Below are 17,334 nucleotides of genomic sequence, written 5' to 3' on the forward strand. Positions count from 1 at the left end.
GGAGACGGCAGTGCCGCCCCCGGGGCCGTACGGCGGGAAGTCGCTACGACTGCAGCGCCGGCTCGTCCCGCTTGCCGCGCACCCGCTGGCGGACCAGGGCGAAGACCACCACGCCCAGCGCCACCAGCGTGGACAGGACCACCTGGTCGCGTCCGCCGCCCTCGGCGGTGTCGGTGAGCATGTAGATCAGCACGAAGGCGATCAGGGCGATGGTGGCCCAGGTCAGGTAGGGGTAGAGCCACATCCGCACGACGAGCTTCTCCGGCGACTCCCGCTGGATGATCTTCCGCATCCGCAGCTGGGAGAAGCAGATCACCAGCCAGACGAAGAGCGCGATCGCGCCGGAGGAGTTGAGCAGGAACTGGAAGACGGTGTCCGGCCACAGGTAGTTGAAGGCGACCGCGACGAAGCCGAAGACCACCGAGGCGAGGATCGCCGTGCGCGGCACACCGCGCTGCGTGGTGCGGGCGAAGGAGGCCGGGGCGTCGTTGCGCCCGCCGAGCGAGAAGGCCATGCGGGAGGCCGTGTACAGGCCGGAGTTGAGGCAGGACAGCACCGAGGTCAGCACGATCGCGTTCATGATCTGCGCGGCGTGCGGGATGCCGATGGAGCTGAGCGCGGCGACGTAGGAGCCCTCCTTGAGGATCGCCGGGTCGTCCCAGCGCAGCAGCGACACGACGATCAGGATCGAGCCCAGGTAGAACACCGCGATCCGCCAGATCACGCTGTTGGTGGCCTTGGTGACCGCGCCCCGCGGGTCCTGGGACTCACCGGCCGCGAGGGTGACGATCTCGCTGCCCATGAAGGAGAAGACCACCATCAGCACGCCGGTGAGGATCGCGCCCGGCCCGTGCGGCAGGAACCCGCCGTGCGCGGTGAGGTAGGAGAAGCCGGACGCCGGGTGGTCGGAGCCGGGCAGCAGACCGAAGATCGCGAGGCCGCCGAGCACGATGAACGCGGCGATGGCGACGACCTTGATGCCCGCGAACCAGAACTCGAACTCGCCGTAGGAGCTGACCGAGGCGAGGTTGGAGGCGGTCAGCACCAGCATGACGATCAGGGCCCAGCCCCACTGCGGGACCGCGGGCACCCAGCCGGCCAGGATCTTGGCCCCGGCGGTCGCCTCGACGGCGAGCACCACGACCCAGAAGAACCAGTACAGCCAGCCGATGGTGAAGCCCGCCCAGCGGCCCAGCGCCCGGTCGGCGTAGGCCGAGAAGGAGCCGGACGTCGGGTTGGCGGCGGCCATCTCGCCCAGCATGCGCATCACGAGGACGACGAGGACGCCGACCAGCGCGTACGAGACGAGGATGCCGGGGCCGGCGGCGGCGATGCCGGAGCCGGACCCGACGAACAGGCCGGCGCCGATGACACCGCCGATGGCGATCATCGACAGGTGGCGGTTCTTGAGCCCCGGCTTCAGGCCGGGCTCGGAGGGCGGACTCTGGGTGAGCGTTGAGGTCATCGCGACATCCATGAGAGGAGTGAGGACGGAGGGGACGGTGACCCGGAAATTAGTTCAGTACGATCCAAAAGAACAAGACTTGTTTAACTGTTCATCGTGCTCTATTTTGCGTGCAACGCGGAGCCGCTACGTCCGTAGGAGCCCCCCATGCACATCTCACGCGGGCCGTGACCCCGCTCAGCAGGCGGTTAAGGTGACGTCGTGGTCAAGGCAGCGGGCAAGTTCGTCTCCGGGGTGCTCGACGTCCGCGTCCTGCCCGGCAGGGGACAGACAGGGTCGGAACTCGTCCGCTCACGCATCGCCCTGCGGGTGCGTCTGAGGTCCGAGGCGCCGGGGGAGAGGCTTCCCGACGTCGGCGTCCTCGCCGAGGAGCTCGGCATCGGCGAGATCACCGTGCGCCGGGCCCTGGAGGGCATGTGCCAGGACGGTCTCCTCGACCGCCGGCGCGGCAGGGCCGGCGGAACCTTCGTCGCCCAGGACTGGGACACCGTCGTGGCCGTGATGCACGACCCCGACGAGGCCGCCTCGCTCGACGCCGTCCACGCGCTCCTGGAGTGCGGGCTCGTCTCCCACGCGGTGGGTGAGGTGCCGCGGGACCGGCTCGACGGACTGCGGGCCCTGGTCGACGAACTGGACCGGGCCGACCTGCCCGACCGGCTGCTCGAACTGGAGACCCGCTTCCACCTCGACCTCGCCGAGGCCCTCGGGGGCGCCGGCATCCGCGAGTTCGCCGCCGACCTGCTCGGCCGCCAGTGCCTGCTGCTGCCCGCACCGACCCCCGAGGTCGTCCGGGCGCGCAACCGCCACCACGCCGACCTGCTGGACGAACTCGCCCGCGGCGCCATGGCCCCGGCGGTGGCCGCGGTCAAGGCCCACCGCGGCGACACCGGAACGGCCTGAGACCCGCGCACGACTCACCTCCCCGCACCGAACCCCGCACAAGGAGCCGCCGTCATGCCCGACCGGAGAACCGCCGGCCCGCCCCAGCGGCTGCGCGGCGGCGTCCTCGGCATGGCGGACATCGCCGCCGCCACCATGGCCAACGTCGGCCCGGCCATGAGCTTCTTCTTCGGCTTCGCCTTCCTCGCCACCACCGCGGGCGTCGCCTCCCCGCTGACCATCCTCGCCGCGGGCGTGGCGGTCGCGCTGCTCGGCAACACCCTCGCCCAGTTCTCCCGGGCGCACCCGTCGGCGGGCAGCTTCATCACCTTCGTCGGCAAGACCTTCGGGCCGGTCAGCGCCGTGACCACCGCCCTGCTGGCGGGCCTCGGCTACATCATCGCCATGGCCTCCGTCATCGCCATCTCGGGCGGCTTCGTCCAGATCACCCTGCACCACTACACCGGCCTCGACGTCCCCTGGATCCTGTGGACCCTGCTGCTGACCGGCGCGTCGGTGGTGCTGATGCTGCGCGGCATCGTCGTCTCCACCAAGTGGGCCGGCTACTTCTTCGCCGTCGAGATGCTGGTCCTCGTCGTGGTCTCCGTCGCCGCGCTCGTCGAGCACCGCGGCAACCTCTCCGCCGCGCCGTTCCTGCCCGACCACATCCACGACGGTCTCAAGGGCCTGGCCGCGGGCTTCCCGCTCGCCGTCTACCTCTTCGTCGGCTGGGAGAACTCCGCCGCCCTCGCCGAGGAGACGGAGAACCCGCGGCGCAACGTCGGCCGCGCCGTGTTCTCCTCGGTGGGCATCATGACGGCGAGCTACATCCTCTTCTCCTACGCCACCGTCACCGGCTTCGGCTACGACGTCCAGCGCCTCGGCGACTCCGCCATCCCCTTCATCGACGTCGCCCACGACACCCTCGGCGCGCTGGCCTTCCTCGCCTACGTCGGCGGTCTGACCTCCACCCTGGGCGTGCTCATCGCGGGCATCAACTCCCAGGCGCGGCTGGTGTTCAACGCCGGACGCGAGGGACTGCTGCCGTCCTTCTTCGGCTACGTCCACCCCGTGCGCCGTACGCCGAACAACGCGATCGTCACCTTCGCCGTCACCGCCCTGCTGATCATCGGCGGCTGGGGCCTCGGCCACCTGATCGGCGCCGACGGCGGCCCGATGGACCCCGTGGTCTTCTTCACCGAGTCCTCGACCCTGGGCACCATCCTGATCCTGGTGGTCTACCTGGCCTCCAACATCGCCCTGCCCTTCTACTACCGGCGCTACCGGCCGCAGGAGTTCCGCACGGTCCGCCACCTGGTGCTGCCCGCGCTCGGCGCCCTGGCGATCCTGGTGCCGCTGTACTACCTGGCCAAGCCCGGCCAGCCCGCGCCGTACAACTGGTTCCCGGTCGCCGCGCTCGCGGCCCTGCTCCTCGCCGTCGGCTACGCGGCCCTCCTCGTCCGCCGGGACCCGGGGCTGGCCGAACGGGTCGGCTCCGTCGTCGCCGACGTGGAGTGAACCCGCGTCGCCGCGTCGTCGCCGACGAGGAGTGAACCCGGCGCCGGGACCGGCCGGGCGCCGAGGGCCGACTTGCCGAGCGGCCGCCCGCCCGTACCCTGACGGCGGAGCGCGGGGGGCGGCGCACACACAGCGCGCTTGGCCGAAAAGACGCAGGTGAGGGCCGTGCGCACGGGAGCGGGAGCGGCGGGCCCGGTGTCCGACCGGTTGCGTGGCACGGCGGGGCTTTTCACGGTGGCCATGACAGCTGCATCCAGCAGCTTCTGAAAGGAACGTGCATGTCCCCCCTCGTTTCCCGCGGACTGCTCCTGCCGTCCGTCGTCTGCGCGGCCCTGGTCCTCGGCCCCGCAGGCACCGCCGCCGCCACGACCGGCCCCCGAACCACAGCCACCGAAACCGCCGTCGCGCAGCCGTCCGTCCCCGACGCGCCGACCACCGAGGGGGCGGACGTCGGCCGGTGGCTCGACGGGGCGAAGCGGCTCCCCGGCACCGAAGCGCTCCACCCCCTGCTCGGTGTCCTGACCGCCCTCGACGCCCGACGCGGTGACCGGCTCGGCGCGCAGGAGGCGACCGATTACCGGAAGGCGATCGAAACCTCGTCCGCCGCCCTGGTACGCCAGTTGCGGGAACACGCCGCACCCACCGCCGACGGCACGACCCGGGCGGGAGTACGCGCCGGCGACCCGATCTCGGACGTCGTGGAACAGATCCAGGCGGCGATCTCGGATCTGCTCAAGGGCCTCGGCTCGCTCGACCTCGGCTCGGCGCTCACCTCCGTGACGGGCGCCCTGTCGCCCATCCTCTCCCTGGTCACGGGGCTTCTGGGCGGCGGAACGCCCTCCCTGCCGACGGCCGGGTAGCCGCATCCCGGACCCGGTGAGAAGACGCGGGGCGGACCGTGCGCGGCGCGGTCCGCCCCGCCTGTGCGCCGGTTTTCGGACCGAAACATTTCGAAGTGAACGACGAATATTGCGAGGGCCATTGACGCCTCGGATCGGCTCCCTATCATCCAGATTGTTCGAGAGCTTGACCTTTGTTCGGTATGGCGAACGCTTCCCGGTCGAGAATGTCATGCGCACGGCAAACAGCAAGGAACCAGTACCCGCACGAATCGAACCCGTACTAGAGAATCAAGAGGTCCTCATGCGCAGAGCAAGTTTCAGCCGCAAACGTCTGTCCGTGGCGCTCGCGGCCTCGGCCGCCGCCCTGGCCTCGCTGGCGGCGGCACTCGTCGCGCAACCGGCTCAGGCGGCCCCCAGCGCGTGTGCTCTTCCGTCGACGTACCGGTGGTCGTCGACGGGTGCGTTGGCCCAGCCGGCGAACGGCTGGGCCTCGCTGAAGGACTTCACCAACGTCGTCTACAACGGCAAGCACCTGGTCTACGCGTCGAACGTGTCGGGGTCGTCGTACGGCTCGATGGCGTTCAGTCCGTTCACGAACTGGTCCGACATGGGGTCGGCCCGTCAGACCGGCATGAGCCAGTCCGCGGTGGCGCCGACGCTGTTCTACTTCGCGCCCAAGAACATCTGGGTGCTGGCGTACCAGTGGGGCGCGTGGCCGTTCATCTACCGGACCTCCAGCGACCCCACCAACCCCAACGGCTGGTCCGCGCCGCAGCCGCTGTTCACCGGGAGCATCTCCGGCTCCGGCACCGGCCCCATCGACCAGACGCTGATCGCCGACGGCCAGAACATGTACCTGTTCTTCGCCGGTGACAACGGCAAGATCTACCGGGCGAGCATGCCGATCGGGAACTTCCCCGGCAACTTCGGCTCCTCGTACACGACCGTGATGAGCGACTCGACGAAGAACCTGTTCGAGGCGCCCCAGGTCTACAAGGTCCAGGGCCAGAACCAGTACCTCATGATCGTCGAGGCGCGGGGGGCGAACGAGCAGCGCTACTTCCGCTCCTTCACGGCCTCCAGCCTGAACGGTTCGTGGACCCCGCAGGCCGCCACCGAGAGCAACCCCTTCGCGGGCAAGGCCAACAGCGGTGCCGGCTGGACCAACGACATCAGCCACGGCGACCTGGTCCGCAACAACCCCGACCAGACCATGACCGTCGACCCCTGCAACCTGCAGCTCCTCTACCAGGGCAAGTCCCCCTCGGCGAGCGGCCCCTACGACCAGCTGCCCTGGCGGCCGGGCCTGCTCACCCTCCAGCGCTGACCGGGAGCCACCCCCCAACGGAACCCCCGACCGAGCACCGGCCGGGGGTTCCCCTCCTGGGCGAAGTCGGCCCGACGACATGCCTCGTGCTACCGTCGGGCGTTTGCGCGGTCCTCGCGCCCGGGGTTCCGCGTCCGGTTCCGCCGGTGCGTGGGCTCTTCGATCCTGCCGGGCCTTCCTCGGTACGTTTCCTCTGCGGAAGGCTCTTCATGACCCGTCCCGATGACTCCTTCGCCGGTTTCGAACTCCCGGCGGCGCTGCTGCGCACGCTCACCGAACTCGGACTGCGCGAGCCCTTTCCCATCCAGGCCGCCACCCTGCCCGACGCCCTGAAGGGGCGCGACGTCCTGGGACGCGGGCGCACCGGATCGGGCAAGACGCTCGCCTTCGGCCTGCCGCTGCTGGCCCGTACGGCCGGGCGGCGCGCCGAACCGAAGGAGCCCCTCGCCCTGGTCCTCGTGCCGACCCGGGAGCTGGCCGAACAGGTCACCCAGGCGCTGACCCCGTACGCGCAGGCGCTGCGGCTGCGTATGGCCACGGTCGTCGGCGGCCTGTCGATCGGCCGGCAGGCCGCCGCGCTGCGCGAGGGAGCGGAGGTGGTCGTCGCCACCCCCGGACGCCTGCACGACCTGATCCAGCGCAGGGCCTGCCGCCTGGGACGCGTACGGATCACCGTGCTGGACGAGGCCGACCAGATGTGCGACCTCGGCTTCCTGCCGCAGGTCTCCGACGCGCTGGACCAGGTGCGCCCCGGCGGTCAGAGGATGCTGTTCTCGGCCACCTTGGACGGCGACGTCGATCAGCTGGTCCGCCGCCACCTGCACGACCCCGTCGTCCACTCGGTCGACCCGTCCGCGAGCACGGTCACGGCGATGGAGCACCACGTTCTGGTCGTCCACGGCCCCGACCGGTACGCCGTCACCACGGAGATCGCCGCCCGCGACGGCCGTGTCCTGCTCTTCCTCGACACCAAGCACGGCGTCGACCAGCTCACCCGGCACCTGCGGGCCAACGGGGTGCACGCCGGGGCCCTGCACAGCGGCAAGTCCCAGCCGCAGCGCACCCGGACGCTGGCGCAGTTCAAGAACGGTCACATCGGCGTTCTGGTCGCGACCGACGTCGCCGCCCGCGGCCTGCACGTCGACGACCTCGACCTCGTGGTCAACGTCGACCCGCCGACCGACCCCAAGGACTATGTGCACCGGGCCGGCCGCACCGCCCGGGCCGGCGAGTCCGGCAGCGTGGTCACGCTCGTGCTGTCGGCCCAGCGCCGCGAGACGAGCCGCATGCTGGCCGAGGCCGGCGTCGAGGCGACCGTCACCAAGGTGCGCTCGGGCGAGGCGGAGCTGAGCCGGATTACCGGCGCCAAGGCCCCTTCCGGGGTCCCGCTCGACGGCGAGCCCGCCGTCTCCCGGCCCAAGAACACCAACGCCCCCTTCCGCGGTCTCGGCACCAGCAAGAACGCCTCCCGTGGCGCCGGCGGCACGTCCCGCAAGGCCGCCGAGGCCCGCAAACTGGCCGAGGCCCGCAAGGCCGCGCACGTGCGCCGCAACGGCTGACAGGCGTCTTCGCAACGATTGACAGGCGTCTTCGCGGAGGCGAACGCCCGTCCGCCGCGGCGGACCACCCCCTGCGCGGTCCGCCGGGTGCGCGCGCCGTGACAAGCTGTGGTCGCACATCCCCGAACCCAGGAGGTCAGCATGACCGCAGAGCCCGTGCCCACGGAAGGTTCGGAGCCGGCCGCCGCCGAGCCGTCCCCTCTGACGCCGGACGGCGACGGCAACTACGACCTCAAGCGCAAGTTCCGCGAAGCCCTCGCCCGTAAGCGCGGCGCCCTGGCGGACGCGGCCGACGCCGCCGCCAACCCCGACGCGTCGAAGGTGCGCGCGGCGCACGGCCCCGCCGCGAGCCAGCGGTCGTTCCGGCGCAAGAGCGGCGGCTGACCCGACCCGGGCCCCACGGCCCGAGCCCTTCACCGGCACCGGGCACGCCACGTGCCGGTGGCCCGCGACGCGCACACCGCGGCGCGTCCCGGGCGGGGCATGGCCGGCGATCCTCCCGCACCGGATCCCGCTGAGTCCCCGTGCGCCGTTGCCGGTGTCAGTCCTCGAACACCCGGCGACCGCTGACCTCCCATGCGGGACGTCGCAGCCTCCCGACGGCCTTTGACCTGCACGAGCAGGCAGAGAGCACACACGCCGGGAGCACTTTCATGTTCCGCTCCGTGTCCGGACCCGAGGTCTGACGCTCGGACATTGACTCGGGCCGAAGGCGTGAGGCCGAACCACGCCCCCCTCCCCTCGAAGACCCTCCGATGGCCCACGTCCGGTGGTGGTCCGCGGCAGGGGAGGCACATGGTCGACAGGGCGGCCTCTTCCCGAGAACGGAGCGATCCCTTGCAGCGCACCGAACAGATCTCAGCCCGGGTCATGGAGTCGATCTCCACCCCCGAGCGGGTCGAGACCCACCTGGGCACTCTGGAATTCCCGCTGGGAATGCCCACCGAGGAGACGGCGAGACGGGTCTACGACCATGTGCACCACGTGCGCGCGGTGAGCGCCTTCCTCGACGCGTATTCCGGCGTCAGCCTGTGGGCGGCCCGCCGGGGGTTCCTGGAGGCCGGAATCCAGGACCACGACATCCTGCTGTTCTCCGAGTTCATGGATCCCAGGACGCTCGTGCTCACCGGGAACGCGGACACCGTCTACTTCCTGACCTTCCTCGATCTGACCGAGGGTCCGCTGGTGGTGGAGGTGCCGCCGCTGGCCCTCTGTTTCCTCGACGACATGTGGTTCCGCTGGGTCGCGGACCCCGGCATGGCCGGTCCGGATCGCGGAGCGGGCGGCAAGTACCTCTTCGTGCCCCCCGGTCACGAGGGCCCTGTTCCCGAGGGCGGGTTCTTCACGTTCCGGACCCGCACCACCCGGCTCATCCTGGGCGGACGGGCCTTCCTGGAGGGCGACGACCCCGAGCCGGCGGTCGAGCGGGTCAAGGACGGACTGCGTATCTACCGCTACGTCCCCGGGTTCTACGGCACCAGCATCGGGGAGATCGTCACCGGCGGCACGGCCCCGCCGCTGCCGTGGACCGCCCAGACCTGGACCGCCGCCCTGCGCAGGCCCGACCCGCCGCGCTTCGTCGAGGGCTCCGGGCTTGCCGTGAACACGGTTCCGCCCGCGGACGCGACGTACTTCGACTTCGCGAGCGAGCTCGTGCACGACCAGCCGGCCGAGGCGCTCGACCCCGAGATCGCCGGTGCCCTGGCCGCGGTCGGCATCGTCAAGGGCAGGCCCTTCGAGCCGGACGCGCGGATGCGGGAGATCCTCGCCGAGGCGGCCGCCGTAGGCAACGCCACGGCCCGCACCCTCGCCTGCCGTCCGCGCCCGGCCGAGGGGGCGCACTACTACGGCGCCGCCTCTCACTGGCTCAACGGCCTGCTCGCGTCCGGCCACGAGTTTCTGGCCCCGCCCGCGGACATCACCGACAGGGGCGTCGAGCTCCGCCCGAACGACGGCGCCCGGAAACTCGACCTGCGGTCCTGGTGGTGGTACCTGGGCGTGGGCATCAGCCCGGCGTTCACGGCGCCGCTGCCCGGCGTCGGCTCGCAGTACGTGTTCTCCCTGGCGGATCAGGAGGGCCGGCCCCTCGACGGCGGCAGGTACTACCGGCTGGTGCTTCCGCCGGACATCCCCGCCGCGAAGTTCTGGTCGGTCACCGTGTACGACAACCAGACGCGGTCGATGCTCGACACCCCCCAACGCTTCCCACGAGCCGGCAGCCAGGCGTATCCCACCCCGGCAGCGGTCCCCGAGGCGGACGGCACGACCACGGTGCACTTCGGTCCCGAGCGGCCCGACGGCGTCCCGGAGGGCAACTGGATCCAGACCACGCCCGGCCGGGGATGGTTCGTGGTCCTGCGGCTCTACAGCCCGCTGCGGCCGTTCTTCGACAAGACCTGGCGCCCGGGCGAGATCGAGGCGGTGGACTGACCTCGCCCGGCAGCGCTTCGCAGGTACGACCGTACGGACGGTGAGGTGCATGGGCACGACCCCGCTGGGGAGTTGGCACGACGGCGCCGCGAAACGGGCGATCGTCGACTTCGTGACCGCTGCGGCGGACGAGGGCTCGCCGGGCTTCGTCCCACCGATGGACCGGGTCGCCGTGTTCGACAACGACGGAACCCTGTGGGTCGAGAAGCCCGCGCCGGTGCAGATGGCGTTCGTCCTAGGGAAACTGGCCGCGCGGCTGAAGGCGGACCCGTCGCTGGCCCGTGAGCGGCCCTACCGGGCGATCGCCGACCGGGACGAGTCGTACTTCCGCGCGCTGAACGAACAGGACCCCGACGCGGTGGCGTCGATGGTGCAGGCCATCGGATCGGCCTGGGAAGGCACCACGCTCGCCCAGTTCGAGGCCGAGGCCGCCCGGTACCTGGACTCGTGGCGCCACGAGCGCTTCGGCGTGCCGTACTCCGGTCTCGTCTACCGGCCGATGCTGGAGCTGTTCGACCACCTCAGGGCGCACGGCTGGCGATTGTTCGTCTGCTCGGGCGGCGGGCGCGACTTCATGCGGGTGATCTGCGAGGACACCTGGGGCCTGCCCAGGGAGAACGTCATCGGCTCCGCCCCGGAGTTCGCCTACCGGGACGGCACGCTGGTCCGCCGGGCCACCCCGCACGGCCCGGTCGCGCTCGGGCCCGGCAAGCCGGAGGACGTCCTCGCCCGCACCGGCCGGCTGCCGGCCTTCGCGGCCGGCAACGACGACGTGGACGTCGAACTGCTCAGCTCCGCGCGGTTCGCCCTGCTCGTCGTCCACGACGACGACGTCCGCGAGTACGCCTACAGCGACTGCGCGGAGCGGGCCCGCGCGATGGCCGAGAGGTCCGGCTGGACGACGGTCAGCGTGAAGAACGACTGGAACACCGTTCTGACGGAACGGCCCGACTAGGAGGAATGCGATGACCCATGTGAGCGACGGCGCCAGCCCCGGCACGCCGCCCGAGATCCTTGCCTCGATCAGCGTCCCGGACCGGGTGGAGACGGTTTTCGGCGCGTTCGACTTCTTCGACGGCATGCCCCTGCCCGACGCGGTCACCCGCAGCTACGACGCCCTGGACCTGCTGCGCGGGATCGAGGTGTTCCTCAACTGCGTGCCCGGCGCCTCGATGGTGGCCATGCGGCGCGGGCTCGCCAGCCTCGGCATCGACTCCCACACCATCGGTTTCACGGTCCCGCGCTGCAGTTCGGCACCACTGGTGCTCACCGCGAACACGGAGACGACATACGGGATGGCCTTCCTGGCGCTCGACCAGGACGGCCCCACCGTGATCGAGTCGCCGCCGAACTCGCTGTGCTTCGTCAACGACCTGTGGCAGCGCCACGTCACCGACATGGGCATCGCCGGACGCGACAAGGGAGAGGGAGGCAAGTACCTCTTCCTGCCTCCCGGTTACGAAGGCGACATCCCGGACGGATACCTCGTCACGCGGCCGGCGACCTTCGCCTCCTGGGTGCTGATGCGTGCGCTGGGGGGTGAGGAGAGCCTGCTCCGGACGCGGATCTACCCGCTCTCCGCCGCGGCGGACCCGCCCGAGCAGCGCTTCGTCAACTTCGCGCAGTCGGACTTCAACACCGTCCACGCCAACGACTTCTCGTTCTTCGAGGAGATCGACACCCTCGTTCAGGGGGAGCCGCCCGAGGCGCTCGATCCCGAGCGGGCAGGACAGCTCGCCGCGATCGGCATCGTGCACGGCAGGCCGTTTCAGCCGGACGACCGGATGCGCTCGATCCTCGACACCGCCGCGCGGATCGCGTCGGGCATCGTACGGACGCTGGCCTTCAAGCCGCGTGACCCGATCTTCTACTACTATCCCGGCAGCTCGTGGAAGAACCCGTGGCCTTCGCGCAGCTACGAGTTCCTGTCGGCGGAGGGCGCCCGGTTGCTGGACGCCCGGGCGGTGTTCCACTACGTCGGGGCAGGCACCTCGCCGGCGATGGCGGCGGCCGCAGTCGGGGCCGGATCGCAGTACGCCTACACGGCGGAGGACTCCACCGGCGCCTGGCTCGACGGCGGACGCGCCTACACGCTCAGGCTGCCGAGCGGCATTCCGGCGAAGAACTTCTGGGCCGTCAACGTCTACGACCCGCAGACCCGTTCCCTGCTGCGCACCGACACGCCGTACCCGAGCGTGAACAGCCTCTCGGATGCCGTCCGGCCCGAGGACAACGGCGACACGATCATCCACTTCGGCCCGACGGCACCGCAGGGCAAAGAGGGCAACTGGGTTCAGACCGTCCCCGGCAAGGGATGGTTCACGCTCCTGCGGCTCTACGGCCCGCTCGAAAGCTGGTTCGACAAGAGCTGGCGGCCGGGCGAGATCGAGCCGGCGTGAGGTAGGCGGCCGTGGGTGAGGCGATCGGTCAGATTCTGTCCTACGGCGTCGCCGTGGCGCTGAGCGCGTTCCCGATCATCGGGGTGGTGCTGATGCTCGCCACCCCCAGGGCGCGCTCCAACGGGCCGGCGCTCCTCCTGGGCTGGGTGCTGGGCCTGGCCCTGGTCGGCACGATCGTGCTGCTGGTCTCCGGCGGCGCCGGCCCGAGCGACCAGGGGCAGCCGGCCGGCTGGGTCAGCGCGCTCGACCTGGTGCTCGGCGTGCTGCTGCTGTGGGTGGCGGTGAAGGAGTGGCGCGGCCGGCCGCGCGGCGACGAGGAGGTGCCGTTGCCGAAGTGGATGAAGACGGTCGACTCCTTCACTCCCGCCAAGGCGCTTGCACTGGGGATGGCCCTGTCCGCCCTCAACCCGAAGAACCTGCTGCTCTCGATCGCCGCGGCGTCCGCGATCGCGCGCACGGACACCTCCGCCGGAGCACAGGCCGTGGCCCTGGCGGTCTACGTGCTGCTGGGGGCGCTCGGGCCCGGAACGCCGGTCGTGCTCTACTTCGCCCTCAAGGAGCGCTCGCAGCACATCCTCGACGGCCTCAAGCTCTGGATGGAGCGGAACAACACCGCGATCATGGCCGTGATCTGCCTGCTCTTCGCCGCGAAGCTGGTGGGCAACGCCATCAGTGACCTCTCCTCGTGAGGGCGGACATGCACGCGCTGTTCCCCTCGATGCGGGGATACCGGCGGCAGTGGCTGGGGCGGGACGCGCTGGCCGGGATGACCGTGTGGGCGGTTCTCGTGCCGGAGGCGCTCGCCTACGCGACGATCGCCGGCGTCTCGCCGGTCGTCGGCCTCTACGCCGCGCCGGCGGCCCTGCTCCTCTACGCCGCCTTCGGCAGCTCCAGACACCTGGTCGTCGGGCCCATGGCGGCGACGGCGGCCCTCTCGGCGGCGATCGTCGGCGACGCCGCGGGCGGTTCCGGCGCGCACTTCGCCGCGCTGACGGCGGCGCTGGCCGTCACGGTGGGCATCGCGGCGCTCCTCGCCGGACTGCTGCGCCTCGGCTTCCTCGCGAGTTTCATCTCCGAGCCGGTGCTGAAGGGCTTCATCGTGGGCCTGGCACTGACGATCATCGCGGGCCAGCTGCCGAAGCTCTTCGGCGTCGAGGGCGGGCCTGGGAACTTCTTCGAGAAGATCTGGGCCCTGATCGAGGACCTCGGCGGCACCAGCGGCTTCACCGCCCTGGTCGGCGTCGGCAGCCTCGCCCTGATCCTCGTTCTCAAGCGGGTCGCCCCGCGGGTGCCCGGCTCGCTGATCGCGGTGGTGCTGGGGATCGCCGCGTCCGCGGCCTTCGATCTGCAGGACCACGGTGTCGACGTCGTCGGCGGCATCGAGACCGGTCTGCCCTCGTTCGGCTTCCCCGATGTCTCGGTCGACGACCTCGGCGGCCTCGCCGCCGGAAGCGTCGGCGTGACGCTCGTCGCCTTCGCCGAGGGACTCGGCGCGGCGAAGAACTACGCCGCCCGCGACCACTACGAGGTCGACGCCAACCGCGAGCTGATCGGGCTCGGCGCCGCCGGCCTGGGCGCCGGCCTGTCCAGCGGCATGGTCGTCAACGGCAGCCTGTCGAAGACCGCCGTCAACGGGGCGGCGGGCGCACGCACCCAGCTCTCCGGCATCCTCGTGGCCGCCCTGACCGTGATCACGCTCCTCTTCCTCACCGGCCTCTTCGAACAGCTCCCCGAGGCCGTGCTCGCCGGGGTGGTGATCGCGGCCGTGGTGGAGCTGGTCGACCTCCACGCCCTGGTCTCCCTGTACCGCGTCTTCACGCACCGGCTCGGACAGGACTACGGCGTCGCCGCGCGACCGGACTTCACGGCCGCGGTCGCGGCGATGCTCGGGGTGATGGTCTTCGACACCCTGCCCGGCCTCTTCATCGGCATCGGCGTCTCCCTGCTGCTGCTCCTGTACCGCTCCTCGCGCCCGGTCATCAGCGAGATGGGGCAGCTGCCCGGGAACGGGCCCTTCGCGGCACTCGACCGGCACAGCGAGAGCCGCAGGATCCCCGGAGTGGTCGTGCTGCGCGTCGAGGCGGGCATCTACTTCGCCAACGCCGAGCGGATCCGGTCCGAGGCCCGGGGGGCCGCCGCCCGGGAAGGGGTGACGGCGGTCGTGATCGACGCCGAGACGGTCCCCTTCGTCGACGTCAGCGCGGTACGCATGCTCGACAGCCTGGCCGAGGAACTCGGGGACCTCGGAGTCCGGCTCCTGCTCGCCCGCGACGTGGGCCAGGTGAGGGACGTGCTGCGCACGGCCGAGGCCAGGACGGAACTCAGGCGTGTGTATCCCACGGTGCGGGCAGCGGTCGAAGCGGCCAGAACCGGCACCTGACTCGGCCTTTTGATACGGCACTTGTCGAGCCCCCAGGTCGTGAGCGCCGCTTGAGGGTCAGCATCAGTGCTTGTTCAGTCTGAACGCCGGTAGCCATCAGCCTTGGTGGGGCCTGCTCCTCATCCGGTGCCGGCGGTCGATCCTCATGAGCGGCTGGTTTTCCCCAACTCCTCTCCGGAGTGTCAGTGACGGTCCGTACGCTCGACGTCATGGAGGGGAACCAGGGGGAAACCTCACACGAGGAGGAAGCCGGCGCCGAGGCCTGGCAGCGACTGAGCGCGTACGCCTACCTCAGCGCGCCCGAGCGCCTGGACTACGTCGCCGTGATGCGGGTGTTCTGCGGCACGCTGCTCGCCGACCTGTCGGTACCCGACCTTCTCGCCAAGCTGGCCGGGACGGACGGCCCGGGGGTGGCGCTGGACGCGGAAACGCTCACCCGCAGGCTCGAAGAACTCGTGCGCTGGGGCAATCTGCTGCGCAGCACGCACACCGTCAGAGCGACCAGCATCGCCGAATACCAGCGCTCGCGGTCCCGCTACCAGCTGTCGAAGCTGGGGGAGCGCGTGCAGCGGGACGCGGACGAGGTACTCGCCGGGGCGGACGCGGCACGCGAGGTCAGCAGCGAGCTGCTGGCCCTGGTCGACCGCGGTCTGCGGGAGATCGCCGCGATGGCCGCGGCCCCGGGCGGCGCCGATCCGCAGCAGGCGCTGGAGCGGATCAGCACGCTCTTCGTGCAGTTCGCCGAATTCGCCGAGTCCGTGAGGGACTTCTACGCCTACCTGGGCCAAGTGCTGGCGCGCTACGACCTCGACTCGGCCGAGTACCAGGGGTTCAAGGAACTGCTGCTCGACTACGTGGAGGCCATCACCGAGGACGTCTCCTTCCGGGCCCCGCGCATCGCGGCCCACCTGGACTCGGTCTGGCCGCACCTGCCCGCGCTGCTCGCCCGGATCGACGCGCACGCGGCGGGTATCGGCGCGCTCGCCGACGGGCTGCCGGAGACGCGCGTGCAGCGCAGCCGCGGACGCGACCGCGCGGACTGGGAGGGGCTGCGCGAGTGGTTCACCGTCACCGGAGGGCACTCCAGCCAAGTGGATCAGCTGCGGGACGCCACCCTGCGCGCCCTGCAGCCCCGCGACGCCGGGATGATCCAAACGACAGGGCCTGGTAGTGCTTCGTTAGGTTCTGGTTCTGGTGAGGGGGCGGCCGCAGGTGGTGCAGGTGCCGTCCCAGCAGCGCAGGAGGTCCTGCAACGCGTCGAGGACTTGGTAGAGGCTCAGGCTGTCGTGAGGGCTTTTGGGTCGTAGCGCCGCAGGGTGAGGAAGGCCTGTGCGGCGGTGACGAGGGTGACGTGGTGGTGCCAGCCGCGCCAGGTGCGCCCCTCGAAATGGTCCAGGCCCAGGCCGTGTTTGAGTTCGCGGTAGTCGTGCTCGATGCGCCAGCGCATCTTCGCCCAGCGCACCAGGTCGGCGATGGGGGTGGTGGCGGGCAGGCTGGACATCCAGTAGCCAGTGGGTGCGTCGGCTTCTTCGGGCTGTTCCACCAGCAGGGTCCGCAGCGGCAGCACCCCGTCCCACCGGCTTCGTCCGCCGGCCTGTTCCTGGGCTGCATGGGTGGCTTCCTTGCCCGACGGCCGCACCTGGAGCACCGCAAAGCGTGAGGTCATTGCCCCTTTGCTGCCCTGGCGCCAGGTGACGGTCTCGAAGCAGGCGTCCGCGTCGACCAGCTGGTGCAGGGGGCGGGCCGGTTCGCGGTAGCGGGGCAGTGTGGGCGGGCCCAGGCCCTGGTAGGGCGGCAGATACGGGATGGCATTGGCCGGGCGGGCGATCTCCTTCGGTTCGACGGCCATCACGTAGGACCAGCCGCGTTCCTCCAGGGCCAGGCGGAAGGAGACACTGCGGCCGTAGCCGGCATCGGCCACGATCACCGGCACCGACCCCAGCCAGCCCGCCAGCCTCTCCAAAAGCCCCAGGGCCAGGCGGGGCTTGGTCACATGCCCGATCTCGTCGGGCACGCCCGCAGCCGTGCGCCGCGGGAGGTCGTGGGCCCATTCCTCAGGCAAGAACAGCTCCCATTCCAGCGGGCAGGAAGCAAGATCGGTGGCCGCGTGCACGCTGACCGCGACCTGGCAGTTGGCCCGCTTGCCCAGCGCCCCGCAATACTGCCGGGCCACCCCGACCGAGGCCCGCCCGCGCTTGGGAAACGACACATCGTCGATGACCCACACCTCGGGCCTGACCACCTCGACCAGCCGCTCGGCGATCCGCCGCCGCACCGGCTCCCACAGCCACGGCGACTGGTTGACGAACTGCTGCAGGGCCTGCATGTTCCCGTCCGGCAGCCGCTCGGCCATCGGCTGGATCGACTTACGCCGGCCGTCCAGCATCAGTCCCCGCAGACAACACTCGCCCCACCGCCACTGATCCCGCCCCGGCACCGAGGCGAACACATCGGCAACGAACTCCGCTAACTCACCCCGGAGCCGTTCCACCTCCCCCAACCTCATACCAGGAAACCCACCACCAGCCGAGATCA

General features: G+C 70.9%; 13 protein-coding genes and 1 pseudogene. 12 read left to right on the forward strand and 2 right to left on the reverse strand.

Features of this window, described 5'->3' with window-relative positions; translation table 11 throughout:
• Window positions 1-43: 43 nt before the first annotated feature.
• A complete protein-coding gene (locus M8J74_RS03290) occupies window positions 44-1,465 on the reverse strand; it encodes an amino acid permease (RefSeq protein ID WP_249834961.1) in 1,422 nt (473 codons plus the stop codon).
• Window positions 1,466-1,666: 201 nt separating this feature from the next.
• Here M8J74_RS03290 and M8J74_RS03295 point away from each other — a divergent pair, with 201 nt between their 5' ends.
• From M8J74_RS03295 to M8J74_RS03350, 12 genes and pseudogenes are all read left to right on the forward strand, one after another.
• The gene (locus tag M8J74_RS03295) at window positions 1,667-2,365 is read left to right on the forward strand and encodes a FadR/GntR family transcriptional regulator (RefSeq protein ID WP_249834962.1); all 699 of its coding nucleotides are present in this window, start codon (window positions 1,667-1,669) and stop codon (window positions 2,363-2,365) included.
• Between the two features lie 54 nt (window positions 2,366-2,419).
• Window positions 2,420-3,862: an APC family permease gene (locus M8J74_RS03300; RefSeq protein WP_249834963.1), complete on the forward strand. Its 1,443-nt coding sequence runs from the start codon at window positions 2,420-2,422 to the stop codon at window positions 3,860-3,862.
• Window positions 3,863-4,140: 278 nt separating this feature from the next.
• Window positions 4,141-4,722, forward strand: coding sequence for a hypothetical protein (locus tag M8J74_RS03305; protein WP_249834964.1), 582 nt, complete (start codon window positions 4,141-4,143; stop codon window positions 4,720-4,722).
• A 403-nt stretch (window positions 4,723-5,125) separates the two neighbouring features.
• Window positions 5,126-6,031, forward strand: a pseudogene (locus M8J74_RS03310) (non-reducing end alpha-L-arabinofuranosidase family hydrolase); the annotation flags it as partial.
• Window positions 6,032-6,240: 209 nt separating this feature from the next.
• Window positions 6,241-7,590 carry a DEAD/DEAH box helicase gene (locus M8J74_RS03315; protein WP_249834966.1) on the forward strand — a complete coding sequence of 450 codons (1,350 nt, stop codon included), beginning with the start codon at window positions 6,241-6,243 and terminating at the stop codon, window positions 7,588-7,590.
• Between the two features lie 141 nt (window positions 7,591-7,731).
• Complete coding sequence (locus tag M8J74_RS03320) at window positions 7,732-7,974, forward strand: DUF5302 domain-containing protein (protein WP_249834967.1); 243 nt, start codon at window positions 7,732-7,734, stop codon at window positions 7,972-7,974.
• 453 nt (window positions 7,975-8,427) lie between these two features.
• Window positions 8,428-10,020: a DUF1254 domain-containing protein gene (locus tag M8J74_RS03325; protein WP_249834968.1), complete on the forward strand. Its 1,593-nt coding sequence runs from the start codon at window positions 8,428-8,430 to the stop codon at window positions 10,018-10,020.
• Window positions 10,021-10,069: 49 nt separating this feature from the next.
• The gene (locus tag M8J74_RS03330) at window positions 10,070-10,975 is read left to right on the forward strand and encodes an HAD family hydrolase (protein WP_249834969.1); all 906 of its coding nucleotides are present in this window, start codon (window positions 10,070-10,072) and stop codon (window positions 10,973-10,975) included.
• 10 nt (window positions 10,976-10,985) lie between these two features.
• A complete protein-coding gene (locus M8J74_RS03335; RefSeq protein WP_249834970.1) occupies window positions 10,986-12,419 on the forward strand; it encodes a DUF1254 domain-containing protein in 1,434 nt (477 codons plus the stop codon).
• An 11-nt stretch (window positions 12,420-12,430) separates the two neighbouring features.
• Window positions 12,431-13,108 carry a GAP family protein gene (locus M8J74_RS03340; RefSeq protein WP_249834971.1) on the forward strand — a complete coding sequence of 226 codons (678 nt, stop codon included), beginning with the start codon at window positions 12,431-12,433 and terminating at the stop codon, window positions 13,106-13,108.
• Between the two features lie 8 nt (window positions 13,109-13,116).
• A complete protein-coding gene (locus M8J74_RS03345) occupies window positions 13,117-14,799 on the forward strand; it encodes a SulP family inorganic anion transporter (protein ID WP_249834972.1) in 1,683 nt (560 codons plus the stop codon).
• A 209-nt stretch (window positions 14,800-15,008) separates the two neighbouring features.
• Window positions 15,009-16,106 carry a DUF2397 domain-containing protein gene (locus M8J74_RS03350; RefSeq protein WP_249834973.1) on the forward strand — a complete coding sequence of 366 codons (1,098 nt, stop codon included), beginning with the start codon at window positions 15,009-15,011 and terminating at the stop codon, window positions 16,104-16,106.
• On the opposite strand, the gene M8J74_RS03355 is transcribed toward M8J74_RS03350, so the two are convergent.
• Window positions 16,076-17,305 (reverse strand): IS701 family transposase, encoded by a 1,230-nt coding sequence (locus tag M8J74_RS03355; RefSeq protein WP_249834974.1) that lies wholly within the window; start codon window positions 17,303-17,305, stop codon window positions 16,076-16,078. The two genes, M8J74_RS03350 and M8J74_RS03355, sit on opposite strands and share 31 nt — an antisense overlap.
• Between the last annotated feature and the right edge of the window lie 29 nt (window positions 17,306-17,334).

Origin of the sequence: Streptomyces panaciradicis, from assembly GCF_023516615.1 — a bacterium.
Classification (GTDB): domain Bacteria; phylum Actinomycetota; class Actinomycetes; order Streptomycetales; family Streptomycetaceae; genus Streptomyces; species Streptomyces panaciradicis.